Below are 17,807 nucleotides of genomic sequence, written 5' to 3' on the forward strand. Positions count from 1 at the left end.
TTGAGAATTTAGTTTACGGATATCGCTTCGACCACCTGCCCCTTAACGCATAAGCACTTTGTCTTATTGACTTCTTATTTCCTTAAATAACATGCAGTTAAAATCATTTTTTCCGCTTTTTTAATTTATTTTCTGAGAATATATCCATTAAAGTGTGATGCAGATCACAATATATCGTCATGGCAATAACAACAAAATTAATAAAACTTAAAAAGGAGTTGTATCCCCCTACGCTTTGCGTCAATTTATGTGCCGAATAATTTCCCGCGTCGTAATAAAAAATTTATATGTATCGCCGCGGGCTACATCTGAAGCGCATAGAGGGTCTTTTTTCGTGGCAAGTGCAAACAAACTCACACTCTTCATCGTGATATTCATGCTGGCGGGTATTCTTTCAGGGGCAGCAATTCATGAATATGCATCTGCGGATGCCATCAAAGCCTGGTCGGATAATATTACCCTTCTGACCGATATTTTCCTCCGACTGATCAAAATGGTCATTGCCCCACTGGTGTTCAGTACGCTCACCGTCGGCATTATGAAGCTGGGCGAAACCTCTACCATTGGCCGCGTGGGCGGCAAAGCGATGGTATGGTTTATCAGCTCATCCGTGCTCTCTATTCTGGTCGGCCTGTTTATCGTCACGCTGGAGCATCCGGGAAGCGGGCTGAACCTGACCATCCCGACCGAGGCGGTGGATACCGGTCTGGCCGTTGGGGGCATGACGCTGAAAGCGTTCCTGTCACACACCATTCCAACCAGCATCGCGGGGGCGATGTCGAACAATGAGATCCTGCAGATTGTGGTGTTCTCCATGTTCTTCGGCATTGGCGGCGCGTCGCTGGGGCAGAAATTCAATGCCCCACTGGTGGCTGCGCTGGACGTGGTTTCCCATATCATGCTGAAGGTCACGGGTTATGTGATGTACGTTGCGCCGCTGGCCATTTTCGCGGCAATCTCATCCGTTATCGCCACGCAGGGTCTGGGCATTCTGTTGAACTATGCCTCCTTTATTGGCGGCTACTATGTTGCCATTCTTCTCACCTGCATGGTGCTGCTGGCCGTGGGTTACATGGTGCTGAAAAAAGAGGTGTTCCGCCTGGTCAGCATGCTGAAAGATCCAGTTCTGGTGGCGTTTACCACCAGCAGTTCTGAAGCAGCCTACCCTAAAACGCTGGAGCAGCTGGAGCGTTTTGGCTGCTCGCGCAACATCGCCTCTTTCGTGCTGCCGATTGGCTACTCCTTCAACCTGGTGGGGTCGATGGTGTACTGCTCTTTCGCCTCAATGTTTATCGCTCAGGCGTACAACATTCACCTGAGCTTCTCTGAAGTGACGGTGCTGATGCTGACCCTGATGCTGGCCTCAAAAGGGATTGCGGGCGTACCGCGCTCCTCGCTGGTGGTGCTGGCCGCGACGATCCCAAGCTTCAACATCCCGGTCGCCGGTATTTTGCTGCTGATGGGGATCGACCACTTCCTGGATATGGGCCGTTCCGCGATTAACGTGTTGGGGAATGGTATTGCGACCGCGATGCTGTCGCAGAATGAAGGTGCGCGGGAAGCGGACGCTGAAGCTGAGCTGGTAAAGCAGGAAGCGTAATGGCATGAAAAAGCCGGGTGGCGGCTTCGCCTTACCCGGCCTACAAATGGCTCGAACACGTAGGCCGGGTAAGCGTCAGCGCCACCCGGCTTTGTTTTAGGCTACGTGACTCGCGGCGATATCCAGCAGCGCCATCTCATCGCTGTTCAGCAGCTTCTCAATGTTCACCAGAATCAGCATACGCTCGCCGAGCGCGCCCAGACCGGTCAGGTATTCGGTCGACAGCGTGACCGCAAACTCCGGCGCAGGACGAATCTGGTCAGAGGTCAGGGAAAGCACGTCAGACACGCCATCCACCACGATACCCACCACGCGCTGCCCCAGGTTCAGGACGATCACCACGGTGTTGTCGTTGTAGTCAACGTCGCCCTGGCTGAACTTCACGCGCAGGTCCACGATGGGCACAATGACGCCACGCAGGTTGGTGACACCTTTAATAAACGCAGGCGTGTTAGCGATGCGGGTAACCTGGTCGTAACCACGGATTTCCTGCACTTTCAGGATATCGATGCCGTACTCTTCATCGCCTAAAGTGAATACCAGAAATTCCTGTCCTGATGGCTCGCCCGCCAGTTTCGTTACATTACTCATACCGGTCATGTTATTACCTTCTACTTAATCAGGCGGCTGTGTACGCCACACGTTGTTCACGATTTAATCCCTGAAGCGCCGACACGTCGACGATCAGCGCCACGCTACCATCACCCAAAATGGTGGCGGCAGAAATACCCGGCACTTTGCGGTAGTTGCTTTCGAGGTTCTTCACCACCACCTGGTGCTGGCCAATCAGCTGATCGACCAGCAGCGCATAGCGGCGGCCCGCGCTTTGCAGGATCACCACGATACCCTGCGTGGCCTCGGTCTTCGCCCCGTCCACTTCGAACACTTTCCACAGTTCCACCAGCGGCAGGTACTCACCGCGAACCTCGAGCACGCGCTCGCCGCCCGCCAGCGGATGCAGATCTTCCTCACGCGGCTGCAGGGATTCCATCACCGCGTTCAGCGGCAGGATAAAGACTTCGTCCGCCACCTTGACGGACATGCCGTCGAGGATCGCCAGCGTCAGCGGCAGCAGGATGCGAATGGTGGTGCCGGAACCCTGTTTAGACTGGATTTCAACGTGGCCGCCCATCTCCTGGATGTTACGTTTCACCACGTCCATGCCCACGCCGCGCCCGGAGACGTCGGTCACCTGCTCTGCGGTAGAGAAGCCCGGCGCGAAGATCAGCATGCCCACTTCTTCGTCAGTCATGTTTTCATTGACCGCCATCCCCTGCGAAATCGCTTTTGCCAGGATGCGCTCGCGGTTCAGACCGGCGCCGTCATCGGTCACTTCGATACAAATGTTCCCGCCCTGGTGTTCCGCAGAGAGAATCAGGTTGCCGACCGGCGATTTCCCGGCGGCAATGCGGTTTTCCGGCAGTTCGATACCGTGGTCGAGGCTGTTACGCACCAGGTGCGTTAACGGGTCAATGATGCGCTCGATCAGGCTCTTATCCAGTTCGGTTGAGCTGCCCATCAGGGTTAGTTCAATCTGCTTGTTCAGCTTGCTGGCAAGGTCGCGGACCAGACGCGGGAAGCGGCTGAAGACATATTCCATCGGCATCATACGGATGGACATGACCGATTCCTGCAGGTCGCGGGCGTTACGCTGTAGCTGGCCCATGCTGGTAATCAAATCCCCGTGGGTGACCGGGTCGAGTTCGTTTGAACGCTGCGCCAGCATCGACTGGGTGATCACCAGTTCGCCCACCAGGTTAATCAGCTGGTCAACCTTCTCAACGGCGACACGGATGCTGGTCGACTCGCTGGAGCGCGCGGCAGGTTTTTCACCACGGCCCGGTGCAGCAGCTTCTTTTGGCACCGCCTTCAGCGCCGGGGCCGCAGGGGCCACAGCCGGTGCGGCGGTCTGGGCGACAACAGCCACCTCTTCCGCAGCCACAGGGGCGTCAACCGCGACAGTTTCGGTTTCGAAGGCGATTTGATCGGCTTCAATCACAAAGCACAGCACCGCCACGATATCGTCCTGGCCAATACCGTCATCAAGCGTCGCGGCCAGGCTGTCTTTGCCTTTTACCACGTTGCTTAATTTCGCCAGGTTACCCAGCTCTTCTTCCAGCAGGTTAACTTCATTCTCTTTCAGGCGAGACAGCACAACGCGCAGTTTGCCTGCCGGTGCGTCAGCAGGGGCAGACGCCTGCGCGGCAACCGTATCCACAACGCTCAGTTTTGCGGCAGGAACCACGGCTGCGGCAACCTCACCTTTTGCTTCCAGCGCGAGCTGGCGCAGCGCATTGCAGATGTATTCAAAGCTGGCGGCATCAGGCTCTGCCGAACTTTTATAGGCGTCGAGCTGTTCCTGCATAATATCTTTGGTTTCCAAAAACAGGTTGATAATGTCGGTATTGAGCTGCATCTCACCGCGTCGTGCTTCATCAAGCAGGTTTTCCATTAAATGGGTCGTTTCCTGCAGGATGGTAAATCCAAACGTTCCGGCTCCGCCTTTAATGGAATGCGCCGCACGGAAGATGGCATTGAGCTGCTCGGAATCCGGTGCTTCGGGCACCAAATCGAGCAAGTGTTGCTCCATATCAGCCAACAATTCGTCGGCTTCATCAAAGAATGTCTGGTAAAAATCGCTAATATCCATGCTCACGCTATCACCTCGGATTGGCTGGTGGCGATGTTGGAACGGCAGCCGAAGGAACGGCCCCAGGCTGTTTTAAATCGTCCAGTGACTCATTCTGACTTTCGGCGTTTTCATGCAGGATGGCCTGCTCCGCCTGCTGGTTCAGCACTAAAAGACTGATACGACGGTTGATGGCATCATCCGGCCCGCGGTCGGAAACGCGCATGGTTGCGGCCATGCCGACTACGCGCAGTACCTTGCCATCATCAAGCCCACCTACCACCAGCTCGCGACGCGAGGCGTTGGCACGATCGGCAGAAAGTTCCCAGTTGCTGTATCCCTTCTCCCCGCTGGCGTACGGGAAATCGTCCGTGTGTCCTGACAGGCTGATTCGGTTAGGAATGCCGTTCAGCACCGGTGCAATGGCGCGGAGAATATCGCGCATGTAAGGTTCAACTTCCGCACTCCCGGTTTTAAACATCGGGCGGTTCTGGCTGTCGATAATCTGGATACGCAGCCCTTCCTGCACCAGATCAATCTTCAGATGCGGTCGCAGCGCGCGCAGCTTCGGATCCGCTTCAATCAGCTGGTCGAGATCGCCACGCAGTTTCTTCAGGCGCGCCTGTTCCATCTTTCTCTTCAGCTCGTCGATGTTCGGCTCTTTTTTCACCTCACCCTTCTGCTGGGTGTAATCATCGCCGCCGCCCGGGATCGGGCTTTCGCTGTTAGAGATACGCGGTCCGCCAGCCACCGCCGTTGCCAGCGGCGTGCGGAAATACTCGGCAATCTGGATCAGTTCTTTTGGGCTGGAGATGGAGATCAGCCACATCACCAGAAAGAACGCCATCATTGCGGTCATAAAATCGGCGTACGCGATTTTCCACGAGCCGTGCGCGCCATGCCCACCGCCCTTGTGCTTGCGTTTTTTTACGATGACGATCGGATGGGACTGGTTTTTCATGCGTCCTCAGTTGTCGTCTGTTGGTTTGGGTTTTTCACCGCACGCACGTGTTCTTCAAGCTCGATAAACGACGGACGCTCGCTGGAGTAAAGCGTTTTACGGCCAAACTCAACCGCGATCGGTGGCGCATAACCGTTGAGGTTAGAGAGCAGCGTGATCTTCACGCACTGCATCATTTTGGTGGTTTCCGCGCTCTTCTGGCGCAGTACGCTGGCCAGCGGAGAGATAAAACCATACGCCAGCAAAATACCGAGGAAGGTACCCACCATCGCATGGGCAATCAGCGCACCGAGCTCCGCTGCCGGACGGTCTGCTGAGGCCAGCGCGTGAACCACCCCCATGACCGCGGCAACGATACCGAATGCCGGAAGCGAGTCGCCGACCAGCGCCAGGCTGTTGGCCGGTACTTCAGATTCGCTTTCATGGGTTTCAATTTCTTCATCCATCAGCGCTTCGATTTCGAAGGTATTCATGTTGCCGCTGATGATCAGTCGCAGATAGTCGACGATAAAATCCAGCATCATGGCATCAGCAAGAATGCGCGGATAGCTGGCAAAAATTTCGCTCTCTTTCGGGTTTTCAATATCCCGCTCAAGCGAGAACATGCCCTGCTGACGCGACTTCGCCATCAGGCGATAGAGCAGTGCCAGCAGATCCATATACATGCTTTTGGTGTATTTCGAGCGACGGAACAGCAATGGAATTGCTTTCAGCGTGCCCTTGATCGATTTACCGTTGTTACCAACGATAAAAGCCCCTACCCCTGCGCCGCCGATGATAATAAGTTCAGCCGGTTGATAGAGTGCTCCAAGGTGCCCGCCGGTCATCATGTAACCGCCGAAAACTGTACCGAGAACTACCAGGTAACCTAATAAGATAAGCACGACATCATCCTTCCGCTAGTGACTATGGCAAGGACGTCCAGCTCGCAGCGTTGACCGTTTACGGGGTAAAAAAAAGCAGCGGTAATCGCTTACCGCTGCTGGAATCTTTCCCACACGTTCGGGTTAAACAGCTTGTTCGATCTGTTCATCCAGCAGTTGTGGAATAATATCGGCAGCATCCCGGGAAAGTTTACGTCTTTTTACTGCGCGGGATGGAGGCTGACATAAACTACAGGCGAAGCTGCCTGCAGGCTGATGAGCATGGGTAATAAAATTGCCGTTGCAGCAGTTGCAGCGCGACAGCTCAAGCATTCCGCTCTCAACAAAACGCACCAGCGTCCATGCGCGGGTCAGCGCCAGCAGAGGGCCTTCTTCCTGCTGTGGGCATTGTTCAAGGTAAAGTTTGTAGGCTTTGATCACGGCGTCAACGCCGCTACACAAACCGGTTTTGAGAAGATACTGCCAGGCATTACAGAACATGGAAGCGTGAATATTCTGCTCCCACGTCATAAACCAGTCGGTAGAAAACGGCAGCATGCCTTTCGGCGGGGGACTACCACGTAACTCTTTGTACAGTTTGATCAGACGGCCACGGCTCAACTGCGTCTCGCTTTCCAGCATTTGTAAACGAGCACCCAGTGTAATCAGCTCCATGGCTAACTGTATGTCACGCGCTTCCTGAACAATGCTTTTCTCGCTCATTGCTAGGCCCTTTTCTTACGGGCTACGTCATCAGGCTGGCTGATTTCGTTAAGCAAGCGAGTGGAAAGAAGAATACCGGTATGGATCTGTTGAAGATCGTCTACACGGGACTCCTGCGTCAGACGCGTTATTGTCTGTGAATCATCGAAACGGAACTGGCAAACCAGTTGATTCGTTTCAGCCAGTTTAACCATCTGCGGGAGGGTTAAGCCGCCCAGCATGGTTGCCATTTCTTCGTTAATACCCAGACGAAACATCGCGGACGCCTTGTCCTGACTAATCAAACGCTGCGCGAGCAGTAAATACGACAAATTGATGTCATAGATATGTTTTAGCAACTCGGATGTATGCATTGTTCCCATCCCGAATAACCAACTATTATTTTTATGCGGAAAGACCGCACCCCGTGATGTCGCCGGGAAATCACCCGGTATAATAAAGAAAAGGCTAAATGCATAGTTGAATTTAGGTTTGTATTCATCGAAACGCGTAAGAGAGGAAACGCGAATGCGTCTCTTACATGTTTTATCATTTCTTACAAATAACTAAGATTTTTCCTAATTCGACGCAAACTCTACTCGTCAGTTTTGACACATACAATCCAGCCATCCTCAAATTTAAAAAAAATGTGATCCACGTCACACAATTTAAGTGAATATGACCCATAAATCCATCAGTATGACTTGTAATTTGTTCACTTATTGACCAATCAGCACTGTTTTGTATTCTTAATTGACGAATACTCATGCAGAAGGGGGATCAGAACTGGCATGCAATGTGCTTTTCCATCGGGGAGCGTGGCGCGGAAACATTTACATCAAACACCCCTTCGGGAAACATTTTTCTTACCGTGAAAAAACATAGAGTTATGCAGGGAGCCTAAAAAAGATGTTTCAGTCCGTGATCATTCGAAATGATTTTGTAACGCGTAAGAACGATTCAACAGTCAAGGCATAAATTTGTGTGATTTACGTTAAGTTGTTAATTTTTTTCATTTAGGCCCATTTTTCAGTTATTCTTCTTATAAGAATAATTAATGAATAATTATGATAAGCTTCACACTAATGTCGTAATCAGCCCTTGCAGAACCCGGAAATTCGCGGTAAAGGTGATCAAACGCTGTCAGTCAGACACCCAAGGAGTGCGCCATGAGTTACTCCCATCTACTTGTTTCTGTTGCTGTTTCCCCAGAAAGCCATCAACTCGTCGCCCGGGCGGTGTCCATTGCCAGACCCCACAATGCCCGCATCAGCCTCATCACGCTTGCGGCCGAACCGGAGATGTATAACCAGCTGGCTGCCCCTATGCTGGAGGATATTCGTGAGGTACTTCAGGAGGAAACGCAGCAATTCCTGCGCGAGCTGGTAGAAAAGGCAGATTATCCCGTCTTTGAGACCGTTATTGCGACAGGAGAACTTAATGCCCATATTCTCGATATGTGTCGTAAACAGAATATTGATTTAGTGATATGCGGGAATCATAACCACAGCTTTTTATCGCGCGCAGCCTGCGCGGCGAAATCTATTGTCGCGTCAAGCCAGGTTGATGTGCTGTTAGTACCGCTTGGGGGGCGTTAACCCCCCAGGGAAATATCAGGCAAGTTTAGGGAAGGTTGCGATCTTTTTTTGTAAATCGCCTTCATGGCTTTGTGGGGCGATATCGCGGAGATCCTGAATAAAACGCGCCTGCCAGTGGTTAATATCGTTTTTCCGGATCGTCTCCATCATTTCAGCATGGCGGGAAATACGCTCCGTGAGCGGCATGGTCAGCGCGCGGTTCAGGGCGTTAGCCACGTCATCGCGATCGTAAGGGTTCACGATCAGCGCCGACGTGAGCTCATTTGCGGCCCCGGCAAACTGGGAGAGCACCAGCACACCCGGATCGGCGGGGTCCTGCGCCGCCACGTATTCTTTCGCAACCAGGTTCATCCCATCGCGCAGCGGCGTCACCAGGCCGACGTCCGCGTAGCGGAAGACCTTCATCAGGATCTTACGGTCAAAGTGCTGGTTCAGATAAAACAGCGGCGTCCAGCCCAGTTGCCCGTAGCGGCCATTAATCCGCCCTGCTTCTGTCTCCAGCTGATGGCGAATGTCCTGATAGGCCTGGACCTCACCGCGCGACGTCGGCGCAATCTGGGTATAACGGATTTTACCGTGATGCTCCGGATATTTATCCAGCAGCGTTTCATATGCCAGGAAGCGCTCCGGCAGCCCTTTGGAATAATCAAGACGCTCGACTGAGAAGATATTTTTCACGTGCTTGAGTTCATTCTTAAGCTGCGCCAGCTTTGGCGGCAGCGGGCCAGAGGCCTGCTCCGCGATTTCGTCAGGTTCAATCCCTATTGGATACACTTCGGTGTGGAACGTTTTTCCCCACGCCGTATGGGTTTTCCCGCCTTTGGTCACCAGACGCGCTTTCCCTGACACGGAGTCAAGGAATGCCAGTCGGTCATTTTCCGTCTGGAAGCCCAGCAAATCGTAGTCACACAGCGCCTCCAGCAGCTCTTCATGCGGCGGCAGCGCGGTAAAAATTTCCGGCGTCGGGAACGGAATGTGCAGGAAGAAGCCAATCCGGTTATTCACTCCCCTCTTTCGCAGCTCTCTGGCGAACGGCAGCAGGTGATAATCGTGGATCCATAAAATATCGTCTTCTTCTATTAAAGGCAGCAGTTTATCCGCCAGCAGCGCATTCACGCGCGCGTAGCCTTCGAAGGATTCACGCTGGAATTTGACCAGGTCAAGACGATAGTGAAACGCCGGCCACAGGACGGCATTCGAGAACTGCGAGTAATACTCGTCGTAGTCTTTCTCTTTCAGTGCAAACGACGCCCACGTGATGTTCCCGCGCGTCACTTTTTTGAGCGGTTTCTCTTCTTCACTGATTTCTCCGCTCCAGCCAAACCACAGCCCGCCAGCGGCTTTCAAGGCACCTAACACCCCTACCGCCAGGCCACCCGCACTGGCTTTTTTATCATCAGGCGGTGCGATTCGGTTAGAGACGACGACTAAGCGACCCATAATGGTTTCCCCCTTTGTTTTGCGCTATTTGTTGTTGTTGCTGGTTAGCGATATCAGATACCCACTGCCAGACGCTGGCGACATCCGCCAGCCGCCATTCGGCGACAGTGTCACCAGGCCCTACCTTAACGGCGATCCCTCCGGCCTGATTAACCACACGGAACCCGGCCTCGTCGGTCAGGTCATCCCCAAAGAAAACAGGCGTCCGGCCCTTAAAAGGTGCCTCCGCCATAAATGCGGCGATGGCTGCGCCTTTATTAATCCCCTTAGGCTTTAACTCCACCACGCATTTGCCCGGCTGCAGCGCCAGCTGTGGATGTTCATCCGCAACCGTCTGAGCAAGCGCAAGCACGGCAGCTTCATGCTGCGGCGCCTGGCGATAATGCAGGGCAAAGGCCATGCCTTTGGCTTCCAGCTCGGTGCCAGGCAGGTCTGCCAGTGCAGCAGAGAGCTGCTTCTGGAGCGTTTGCGTGAGTGCGTCGGGGAGTGAAACGATATGCGTTTGATCATGGATGTCGCGGCGCTCCGCTCCGTGTACACCGGCCAGCGGAAAGTGGTATGGACTGGCGAGCAGATCCAGCTCGGCCATTGAGCGCCCTGATATCAATGCCAGTGCTCCCTCATTCATGAGCGAGAGCTGATGCAAATCCTGTAACACCGCCTCCGGAATAGACACCTGATCGGGGTGCGGTTTTATCCCGGCGAGCGTGCCGTCGAGATCAAAAAAGAAAGCATAGTGTCCGGGCAGTACAGGCGGTGCGGTTAACAAGTCAGCCACCCTTTTCCTCCTTACGGTTGACGAGAGGCAAACACCTTTACCTCTTTCATAGCCATGTAAGTATAGACAGTGTGACGTCGCTCGCCATTTGACAACCGCCCCGCCAGTTTTACTGGCGGGGCGGTTAAGAGGTCAACTATGGTTATAAGTTGAGCAATAAAAGAGGTGCAAAACGGTTACACGGTACGCTTCGCTTTTTGCTTGTAACGGTCGAAAATCACCGCTGCCAGCAGGATCAGACCACGTACCACGTACTGCGAGAACGGCGAAATATTCAGCAGGTTCATGGCGTTCTCTACCGTCCCTAAAATCAGGATACCGGCCACCACATATGAGATTTTTCCGATGCCGCCCTTGAGGGAAACGCCCCCTAGCACGCAGGCCGAAATGACGATCAGCTCATAACCGATAGAGGTCATTGGCTGGCCGCTGGTCATACGCGATGCCAGAATAATCCCCGCCGCGGCAGAAACCAGTCCTGAAAGCACAAAGATAATAATCTTGGTGCGCACCACCGGCACCCCGGCCAGACGGGCGGCCTCTTCATTACCGCCAATCGCCAGCGTATTACGGCCAAAGGTGGTCCGGTTAAGCAGGAAGCCGAACAGGATCAGGCAGGCCACCGTCAACCAGATAGGCGCAGGCAGACCCAGCCAGTTGGCGTACCCCAGCGTGAAGAAGCGTTCGTCTTCAATCCCTACCGCTTTACCGTCGGAGATGATATAGGCCAGCCCGCGGACAATTTGCATTGTCGCAAGCGTCGTGATCAGGGCGTTAATCTTCAGGCGCGCGATGACAAAACCGTTCACCAGACCGCTGATGACGCCGAGTAACAGACCGGCAAGGACGCCAATCCACAGGCTCTCCGTCATGTTGATCACCACGGCCGTCGTGACGCCTGCGCAGGCAATCACCGACGCCACCGACAGGTCAAAATCGCCGGAGGCCAGGCAGAACAGCATCCCGCAGGCCACCATCCCGGACATGGAGATGGCGAGACCCAGCCCCTTCATATTAATGAAGGTGGCAAAATTGGGAACAAAGATCGCGCAGGCGACGAACAGTGCGGCAAAGACCACCAGCATGCCGTACTGATCCCAGATACGCCCAACGCTCAACGCCGACTTCGACTTCGGCACTCCGGATGTAGTAACAGAGGACATCATTAACTCCTTACTCAGGCGACGGCCTGGCTAACTTTAGGCATGGCGAGGTTCAACGCCTGTTGTTCATTCGCCTGTTCATGAAGTAATTCGCCGGCAATTTCGCCTTCACGCATCACCACAATGCGGTCGGCCACGCCAAGCACCTCAGGCAAATCGCTGGAGGCGAAAAGCACCGCCACGCCGCGTTTTGCCAGCTCATAGATCACGTTATAAATCTCGTGTTTTGCCCCCACGTCGATACCGCGCGTCGGCTCATCCAGTAAGATGACCTTCATATCCTCTGACAGCCAGCGGCCCAGAATGGCCTTCTGCTGGTTTCCGCCTGACAGATTCATGATCAGCTGTTCCGGACCCGGCGTTTTGATATTCAGTGAACGAATATGGTGGTCGGCGTTACTCGACTCCCAGCTATCGTTTATCAGGCAACCGGCGCGAATAAACTTACGCCGGGCGGAAATATTGATGTTGTCGCGCACCGAGTGCACCGGAATAATGCCCTCCGCTTTCCGGTCTTCCGGACAGAGCATCATCCCCGCCCTGATCGCGTGGGCTGGTTTCTGAATATCGATCCGCTCGCCGTCAATGGAGACCTGCCCATCGGTAATACGGGTACCGCCGAACAGACCTTTCATCAACTCGCTACGCCCCGCGCCCACCAGACCAAACAGGCCGACAATTTCACCGCTGCGTACGGATAACGAAATCGGCGTTCTGACGCCCGGCGCTTTTACGCTATCGAGGCGCAGACGCTCAGGGCCGTACTGGCGCGGCTGCCAGTGATAGATATCACCCAGATCGCGTCCGACCATCGCCTGGACCAATTGGTCATGGTTCACCTGCGCCATGTCGGTAAAGGTGCGCACATAGCGTCCATCTTTAAACACGGTGATGGCATCGCTCAGGGCAAATATCTCTTCCATGCGGTGCGACACGTACAGAATCGTCCGGCCTTCCTGACGCAATTCGCGGATCACGCGGAACAGATTTTCGATTTCCCGCTTTGAGAGCGAACTGGTGGGTTCATCGAAGGCAATAATTCTGGCGTTACGCGCCAGCGCCTTGGCAATTTCAACCATCTGCCACTGGCCGATGGAGAGATATTTCAGCGGCGTCTGGGGATCGACGTCCAGACCCAGGTGTTTAAGCTGCAGCCCCGCTTCATAATTAAGTAGCGAACGATTCACCACGCCGCCTTTGTGCGGGAGCTGTCCTAGATAGATGTTTTCCGCCACGGTCATCTCAGGGATGAGATGCAGCTCCTGATAGATAATGGCTACCCCGGCATTGAGCGCCGCCGTGGTATCGGCAAAAGCGACCTCTTCGCCGCGGATCGCCAGCGTGCCGGTCGTGGGCGAGTAGTTGCCGCTGAGGATTTTCAGCAGCGTGGATTTTCCCGCACCGTTTTCCCCCATCAGGGCATGAACCTGGCCGGCATAGCAGTCGAAGCTGATATCGGTCAGCGCGTTAACACCGGGGAAGGTTTTCCCGATGCCGCGAAAAGAGAGATACGGATCAGACTGTCGCATAACGTCTCCGTGATTCCTGTAGTGTGTACGTCAGGCCCCTCACGAAGGATGAGGGGCACAATCACCGCGTATTACTTCCCGCCCAGTCCTTTTTTCGCCAGCTCCTCTTTGAAGTTGTCGCGGGTGATCAGCACCACGTCGGTCACTTCGGTAAATTTCGGCGGTTCAGCCCCTTTGGTGACCCAGTTGTAGAGCATCTCGCTGGATTTGTAGCCGTGAACGTCCGGGCTTGGCAGCAGTGAGCCGTAGAAGCCGGTTGCCTGCGCTTTGGACAGCTCGCTGACGGCGTCAACGCCGTTGATGCCAATCCCGATCACGTCAGGTGCTTTGAAGCCCTGACCTTCCGTCGCGCGCACCCCGCCCAGCACGGTGTTGTCGTTCATGCCGACCACCAGCCAGTGTTTGACTTCTGGATGCTGCACCAGCATGGAGTTCGCGGCGTCGAATGCGCCCGGGATATCGTTGGATTTGGTTGGGACTTTATAGATCTGTTTTTCCGGGAAGCCGGCTGCTTTCAGCGCGTCCATTGACCCGGTCGTACGACGACGTGCCGTGTCCAGCTCATCCGCAGTAATGGCCATCACCGCGGTCTCTTTGACATCCCAGCCGCGTTTTTGCATCTCTTTATAGAGTTCCTGGCCCTGACGCTCACCGATTTTGGTCGCCGCCATCATCACCAGCGGGACGCTGTCCATCGGCTTGCCTTTGGCGTTAACGAACTGATCGTCAACGGCGATGACCTTCATGTCATAGCCCCGGGCCTTGGCCGCGATGGCCGAGCCCAGCTTGGGATCCGGCGTGCAGATCACAAAACCTTTCGCGCCGCTGGCTGCCAGGCTGTCAATGGCGTTCAGGGTTTTCTCACCGTCAGGCACGGCGATTTTAATCACCTCAAAACCTAAGTCTTTCCCGGCCTTATCGGCGAATTTCCACTCCGTCTGGAACCAGGGCTCTTCAGGCTGTTTTACCAAAAAACCGAGTTTTAAATTCTCAGCAATAGCGGATTGTGACATAACAGCAGCCAGACCGATGGCCGCCAGCGCTTTAGTAAATTTGTGCATGGTAAACTCCAGCTTTAGCTTTCTTTTCTGTAGGGAATATTTGCGTGCTTCTTATTTAATCGGACTTAAAACAAGGCATTAGCGCTTACCTCGTCATAAGCGTTATTGCTGGTGATAGTTTTAGCGGGAAATTAATCCTCCATAAGAGAGCCCCATCACACCGCAGAATTACAGTAATTGCGTACATAAATTCAGCGAAAAATGACATAAAAAAGGCAGTATTTGTCAGACAAATGAAACGAGGGTGAGCAGGATTATCCATAAGATTAGCTAAGATATCCCTGATCCCTTTTAACAGGCGTGAGGACCCCAGACGTCAGAACGCTGCAGCATGTTTTTCATCAAAAACGCAGCACGTCCGGAGCGTTATTTACTTCGTAGAATTTGATTTAGCGCAATTTCATTAATGCATCATATATTCGAAATAATTAATCCGTAATTCATTCTTTTACGGAGCATTATTCCGGCTTAATATCCCCAAAAGAGTAACAGTATATCTCTTCGGTAAAAGCCATTAATTATCAATGGATTAATGAGAGGGAAATTGATGGCGAGCTAATTGTATTTCTGTACTATATTAAAGTTTGTAATGTATGGTAAACACAGCCTATTTAAGAGTTTTCTTAGACCACAGACAAGGGTATGCTTATTTATATCGAACACAGGAAGTGAATTTCGGTCGACTTCGTTTACTGCAGAAAACGTATTTCTGCTCTTTTTCTTCGTATTTGCCTGACGCTCAGGTTAAGCAACGGACATCACGTCCCACCGTCAATAAGGATATGAGTATGGCTACCCAAACGATGATGCAAAAACTTAACGCGCAGATGAACCTTGAGTTCTATGCCTCCAATCTGCACCTGCACTTAAGTGCTTGGTGCGCTGAGAACAGTCTCACGGGGTCTGCCACCTTCTTTCGCTCTCAGGCGCAAAGTAACGTCACCCATATGATGCGGGTCTTTAACTTCCTGAAGGCCTCAGGGGCAAATCCTGTCGTTAAAGCCCTTGATGGGATCAACGAAAGCTATTCCTGCCTGGAAGAACTGTTTCAGAAGACGCTTGAAGAGTATGAACAACGCTGCAGCACCCTCAACAAACTGGCTGATGAAGCCAAAGCGCAGCAGGATATTACGACGCTCAGATTCTTACGCGATATGGACAAAGAGCAGCAGCAGGATGGCCTGCTGCTGAAGACGCTGGCGGATGAGATCCATAATGCACAGCAGGCAGGTTTATGTCCTGAGCAGACCGACCGTCACCTGCTCGACATTGTAGCGGTGCAGCACCACTGAGTTTTTGGCCTGCTTCCGTCCCGGGGAGCAGGTCCCCTTCCCCTCTCCAACCTTCTGCTTTTGCTGAAATTTAACAAATCAGATCTGGCTCCCAATGATTAACCACACAACGTGTGATGATTTATTTAATTACATAATCATTGACGAGGGAGCATCATGATCACCATTGAGTTTGTTGTCATTCTCCTCTGCCTGCTGACGGGTACGCGTTTCGGCGGGATGGGGCTTGGGTTAATCAGCGGTATTGGTCTTTTTATTTTATGTTTCGTCTTTGGTCTGCAGCCGGGTAAACCCCCGGTTGACGTCATGCTGACCATACTCGCGGTGATTGGTTGTGCCGCTACCCTGCAAACGGCGGGGGGCCTCAACGTCATGATGCAGTTTGCGGAACGCCTGCTGCGCAAACACCCGCAGCACATCACCCTGCTCGCTCCGTTTACCACCTGGATGCTGACCTTTCTGTGCGGCACCGGCCATGTGGTCTACACCATGTTCCCCATCATTGCGGATATCGCGTTGAAAAAAGGGATCCGCCCGGAGCGCCCCATGGCCGTGGCATCGGTGGCATCGCAGATGGCGATCACGGCCTCCCCCGTTTCCGTTGCCGTCGTGTCGCTGGTCTCCATCCTGGCGGCCCAGCATGGGATCGGCCACGGGTGGGGAATTCTGGAAATTCTCGCCGTGTCGGTTCCCGCTTCACTTTTCGGCGTGGCTATTGCTGCGCTGTGGAGTTTACGCCGCGGGAAAGATTTGGCGGACGACATAGAGTTCCAGGAAAAGCTGAACGATCCTAAACAACGTGAATTTATCTATGGCGGAACGGAGACGTTAATGAATCAGCGTTTCCCAAAACAGGCCTACTGGTCCACGTGGATTTTCTTTGCCGGTATTGCCCTGGTCGTTCTGCTGGGGGCCTTCCCTGAGCTGCGTCCTGCCTTTGAACTGAAAGGTAAAATGACGGCCCTGTCGATGAACCTTGTCATCCAGATGATGATGTTAATTGCGGGTGCCGTGATGCTGATGGTCTGTAAGGTCAATGCCTCCGCGATTTCTAACGGCGCGGTGTTCAAGGCCGGTATGGTCGCGATCTTCTCGGTCTTTGGCGTGGCGTGGATGAGCGATACTTTTTTCCAGGCGCATCTCGACGAGTTAAAGCTGGCGCTGGAGGGCGTGGTGAAAAGCCACCCGTGGACGTATGCCATTGTTCTGTTTCTGGTGTCAAAACTGGTGAACAGCCAGGCGGCGGCGCTGACGGCGGTTGCGCCGATGGGGCTGATGCTGGGCATCGATCCGAAAATGCTGATCGCCTTTTTCCCGGCGTCATACGGTTATTTTGTCCTGCCGACCTATCCCAGCGATTTGGCCTGCATCGGCTTTGACCGGTCAGGCACGACCCGCATCGGGAAATTTATTATCAACCACAGCTTCATTTTGCCAGGGCTGATTGGGGTGAGCTGCGCCTGTGCGGCGAGCTACCTGCTGGTTCAGACGTTCTTCTGACAACATTAAAGGGCGACACATGCCGTCGCCCATTTCCCTGCTTTAGTGAGATTCACCCTGCGGCGTGAATCGCAGCTCGATCAGCGCGATGGCTTTCTGGATCGCACGCAGCGTTACCGGGTCAGCGGCAGCAGGATGGCTGGCGAAGTCGATGTTTTTCAGCTGCGTAGACATCTTCTCGCGCACTTCAACCGGCGCAATCACGTCCAGGACATCGAGGATTTGTTTGATAACCAGCTGGCAGGCGACAACGTCAGAGACCAGTTCCTGATCGGCGCTCAGGTTTTGTGACATGTGGGTTTTCTCCTTATTGAAAGGCCGCCATAGTACCAAAACACGCCCCCTGACATCTTCCCTTCATCGCCTGCAGGTACAAAAAAACCCGCCGAAGCAGGTTTTTTTATCAGAACATGGCGCCCGGCGGCACGTCTTTGAAGGTGCGGCAGTAATTGGCCCACATACTTTTCAGGATTTTGCGCAGTTTCACGATGATGCTCCATTAACTTGTTATACAACTTTATCGTCAACCTGCTTATAATATGACCGCCATCACAAAAATCAATACTTTTGTGACAAACATCACAATTTAATCAGCCAGTGGCCTGATGGCGTTCACCTCTGACCCGTTGCGAAGAGTGAGGGCAGATTGTCCGGCTATTCCAGCCATTGCGGCGGGCATCTGCGGGTACGA

Annotated in this window: 17 protein-coding genes; 4 read left to right on the forward strand and 13 right to left on the reverse strand. The window is 53.4% G+C overall.

Annotated features, from left to right (window positions below):
• The first annotated feature begins 334 nt into the window (after positions 1 to 334).
• Positions 335 to 1,600: a dicarboxylate/amino acid:cation symporter gene (locus tag ACMGGQ_RS12260; RefSeq protein WP_111964836.1), complete on the forward strand. Its 1,266-nt coding sequence runs from the start codon at positions 335 to 337 to the stop codon at positions 1,598 to 1,600.
• A gap of 96 nt (positions 1,601 to 1,696) precedes the next feature.
• Here the strand turns inward: ACMGGQ_RS12260 and cheW are convergent, their stop codons facing one another.
• The 6 genes from cheW to flhD form a co-directional block, all read right to left on the reverse strand.
• Positions 1,697 to 2,200 (reverse strand): chemotaxis protein CheW, encoded by a 504-nt coding sequence (gene cheW, locus ACMGGQ_RS12265; protein ID WP_008500420.1) that lies wholly within the window; start codon positions 2,198 to 2,200, stop codon positions 1,697 to 1,699.
• A 19-nt stretch (positions 2,201 to 2,219) separates the two neighbouring features.
• The gene (cheA, locus tag ACMGGQ_RS12270) at positions 2,220 to 4,256 is read right to left on the reverse strand and encodes a chemotaxis protein CheA (RefSeq protein ID WP_420290087.1); all 2,037 of its coding nucleotides are present in this window, start codon (positions 4,254 to 4,256) and stop codon (positions 2,220 to 2,222) included.
• A 4-nt stretch (positions 4,257 to 4,260) separates the two neighbouring features.
• Positions 4,261 to 5,190, reverse strand: a complete 930-nt coding sequence (motB, locus tag ACMGGQ_RS12275) for a flagellar motor protein MotB (RefSeq protein ID WP_032658606.1) — start codon at positions 5,188 to 5,190, stop codon at positions 4,261 to 4,263.
• Positions 5,187 to 6,074, reverse strand: coding sequence for a flagellar motor stator protein MotA (gene motA, locus ACMGGQ_RS12280; protein WP_008500417.1), 888 nt, complete (start codon positions 6,072 to 6,074; stop codon positions 5,187 to 5,189). The genes motB and motA overlap by 4 nt, the downstream gene beginning before the upstream one ends.
• Positions 6,075 to 6,197: 123 nt before the next feature.
• On the reverse strand, positions 6,198 to 6,776 hold the full coding sequence (gene flhC, locus ACMGGQ_RS12285; RefSeq protein ID WP_008500416.1) for a flagellar transcriptional regulator FlhC: 579 nt from the start codon (positions 6,774 to 6,776) through the stop codon (positions 6,198 to 6,200).
• A gap of 2 nt (positions 6,777 to 6,778) precedes the next feature.
• Positions 6,779 to 7,129, reverse strand: a complete 351-nt coding sequence (gene flhD, locus ACMGGQ_RS12290) for a flagellar transcriptional regulator FlhD (protein ID WP_008500415.1) — start codon at positions 7,127 to 7,129, stop codon at positions 6,779 to 6,781.
• 795 nt (positions 7,130 to 7,924) lie between these two features.
• Between flhD and uspC the strand changes: the two genes are divergently transcribed.
• Positions 7,925 to 8,353, forward strand: a complete 429-nt coding sequence (uspC, locus tag ACMGGQ_RS12295) for a universal stress protein UspC (protein WP_045908186.1) — start codon at positions 7,925 to 7,927, stop codon at positions 8,351 to 8,353.
• 15 nt (positions 8,354 to 8,368) lie between these two features.
• On the opposite strand, the gene otsA is transcribed toward uspC, so the two are convergent.
• The 5 genes from otsA to araF all read right to left on the reverse strand — a co-directional run bounded on the left by otsA (position 8,369) and on the right by araF (position 14,324).
• Positions 8,369 to 9,793, reverse strand: a complete 1,425-nt coding sequence (otsA, locus tag ACMGGQ_RS12300; RefSeq protein WP_021240457.1) for an alpha,alpha-trehalose-phosphate synthase — start codon at positions 9,791 to 9,793, stop codon at positions 8,369 to 8,371.
• On the reverse strand, positions 9,768 to 10,571 hold the full coding sequence (otsB, locus tag ACMGGQ_RS12305; protein ID WP_045908184.1) for a trehalose-phosphatase: 804 nt from the start codon (positions 10,569 to 10,571) through the stop codon (positions 9,768 to 9,770). The genes otsA and otsB overlap by 26 nt, the downstream gene beginning before the upstream one ends.
• 176 nt (positions 10,572 to 10,747) lie before the next feature.
• Complete coding sequence (araH, locus tag ACMGGQ_RS12310; RefSeq protein ID WP_175430159.1) at positions 10,748 to 11,737, reverse strand: L-arabinose ABC transporter permease AraH; 990 nt, start codon at positions 11,735 to 11,737, stop codon at positions 10,748 to 10,750.
• A gap of 11 nt (positions 11,738 to 11,748) precedes the next feature.
• Positions 11,749 to 13,263, reverse strand: coding sequence for an L-arabinose ABC transporter ATP-binding protein AraG (gene araG, locus ACMGGQ_RS12315; protein ID WP_045908182.1), 1,515 nt, complete (start codon positions 13,261 to 13,263; stop codon positions 11,749 to 11,751).
• A 71-nt stretch (positions 13,264 to 13,334) separates the two neighbouring features.
• Positions 13,335 to 14,324 (reverse strand): arabinose ABC transporter substrate-binding protein AraF, encoded by a 990-nt coding sequence (gene araF / locus ACMGGQ_RS12320; RefSeq protein ID WP_008500409.1) that lies wholly within the window; start codon positions 14,322 to 14,324, stop codon positions 13,335 to 13,337.
• Positions 14,325 to 15,112: 788 nt separating this feature from the next.
• On the opposite strand from araF, the gene ACMGGQ_RS12325 reads away from it, so the two are divergent.
• Positions 15,113 to 15,616 carry a non-heme ferritin-like protein gene (locus ACMGGQ_RS12325; RefSeq protein ID WP_045908180.1) on the forward strand — a complete coding sequence of 168 codons (504 nt, stop codon included), beginning with the start codon at positions 15,113 to 15,115 and terminating at the stop codon, positions 15,614 to 15,616.
• A gap of 156 nt (positions 15,617 to 15,772) precedes the next feature.
• Positions 15,773 to 17,116 carry an anaerobic C4-dicarboxylate transporter gene (locus ACMGGQ_RS12330; RefSeq protein ID WP_420290088.1) on the forward strand — a complete coding sequence of 448 codons (1,344 nt, stop codon included), beginning with the start codon at positions 15,773 to 15,775 and terminating at the stop codon, positions 17,114 to 17,116.
• A gap of 42 nt (positions 17,117 to 17,158) precedes the next feature.
• On the opposite strand, the gene ACMGGQ_RS12335 is transcribed toward ACMGGQ_RS12330, so the two are convergent.
• Positions 17,159 to 17,410 carry a DUF2766 family protein gene (locus ACMGGQ_RS12335; protein WP_008500405.1) on the reverse strand — a complete coding sequence of 84 codons (252 nt, stop codon included), beginning with the start codon at positions 17,408 to 17,410 and terminating at the stop codon, positions 17,159 to 17,161.
• Positions 17,411 to 17,519: 109 nt separating this feature from the next.
• A complete protein-coding gene (azuC, locus tag ACMGGQ_RS12340) occupies positions 17,520 to 17,603 on the reverse strand; it encodes a stress response protein AzuC (protein WP_014884364.1) in 84 nt (27 codons plus the stop codon).
• Positions 17,604 to 17,807 lie beyond the last annotated feature (204 nt).

This window comes from Enterobacter sp. BNK-13 (genome assembly GCF_048685015.1).
In the GTDB taxonomy this organism is placed as follows: Bacteria; Pseudomonadota; Gammaproteobacteria; order Enterobacterales; family Enterobacteriaceae; genus Enterobacter; species Enterobacter quasiroggenkampii.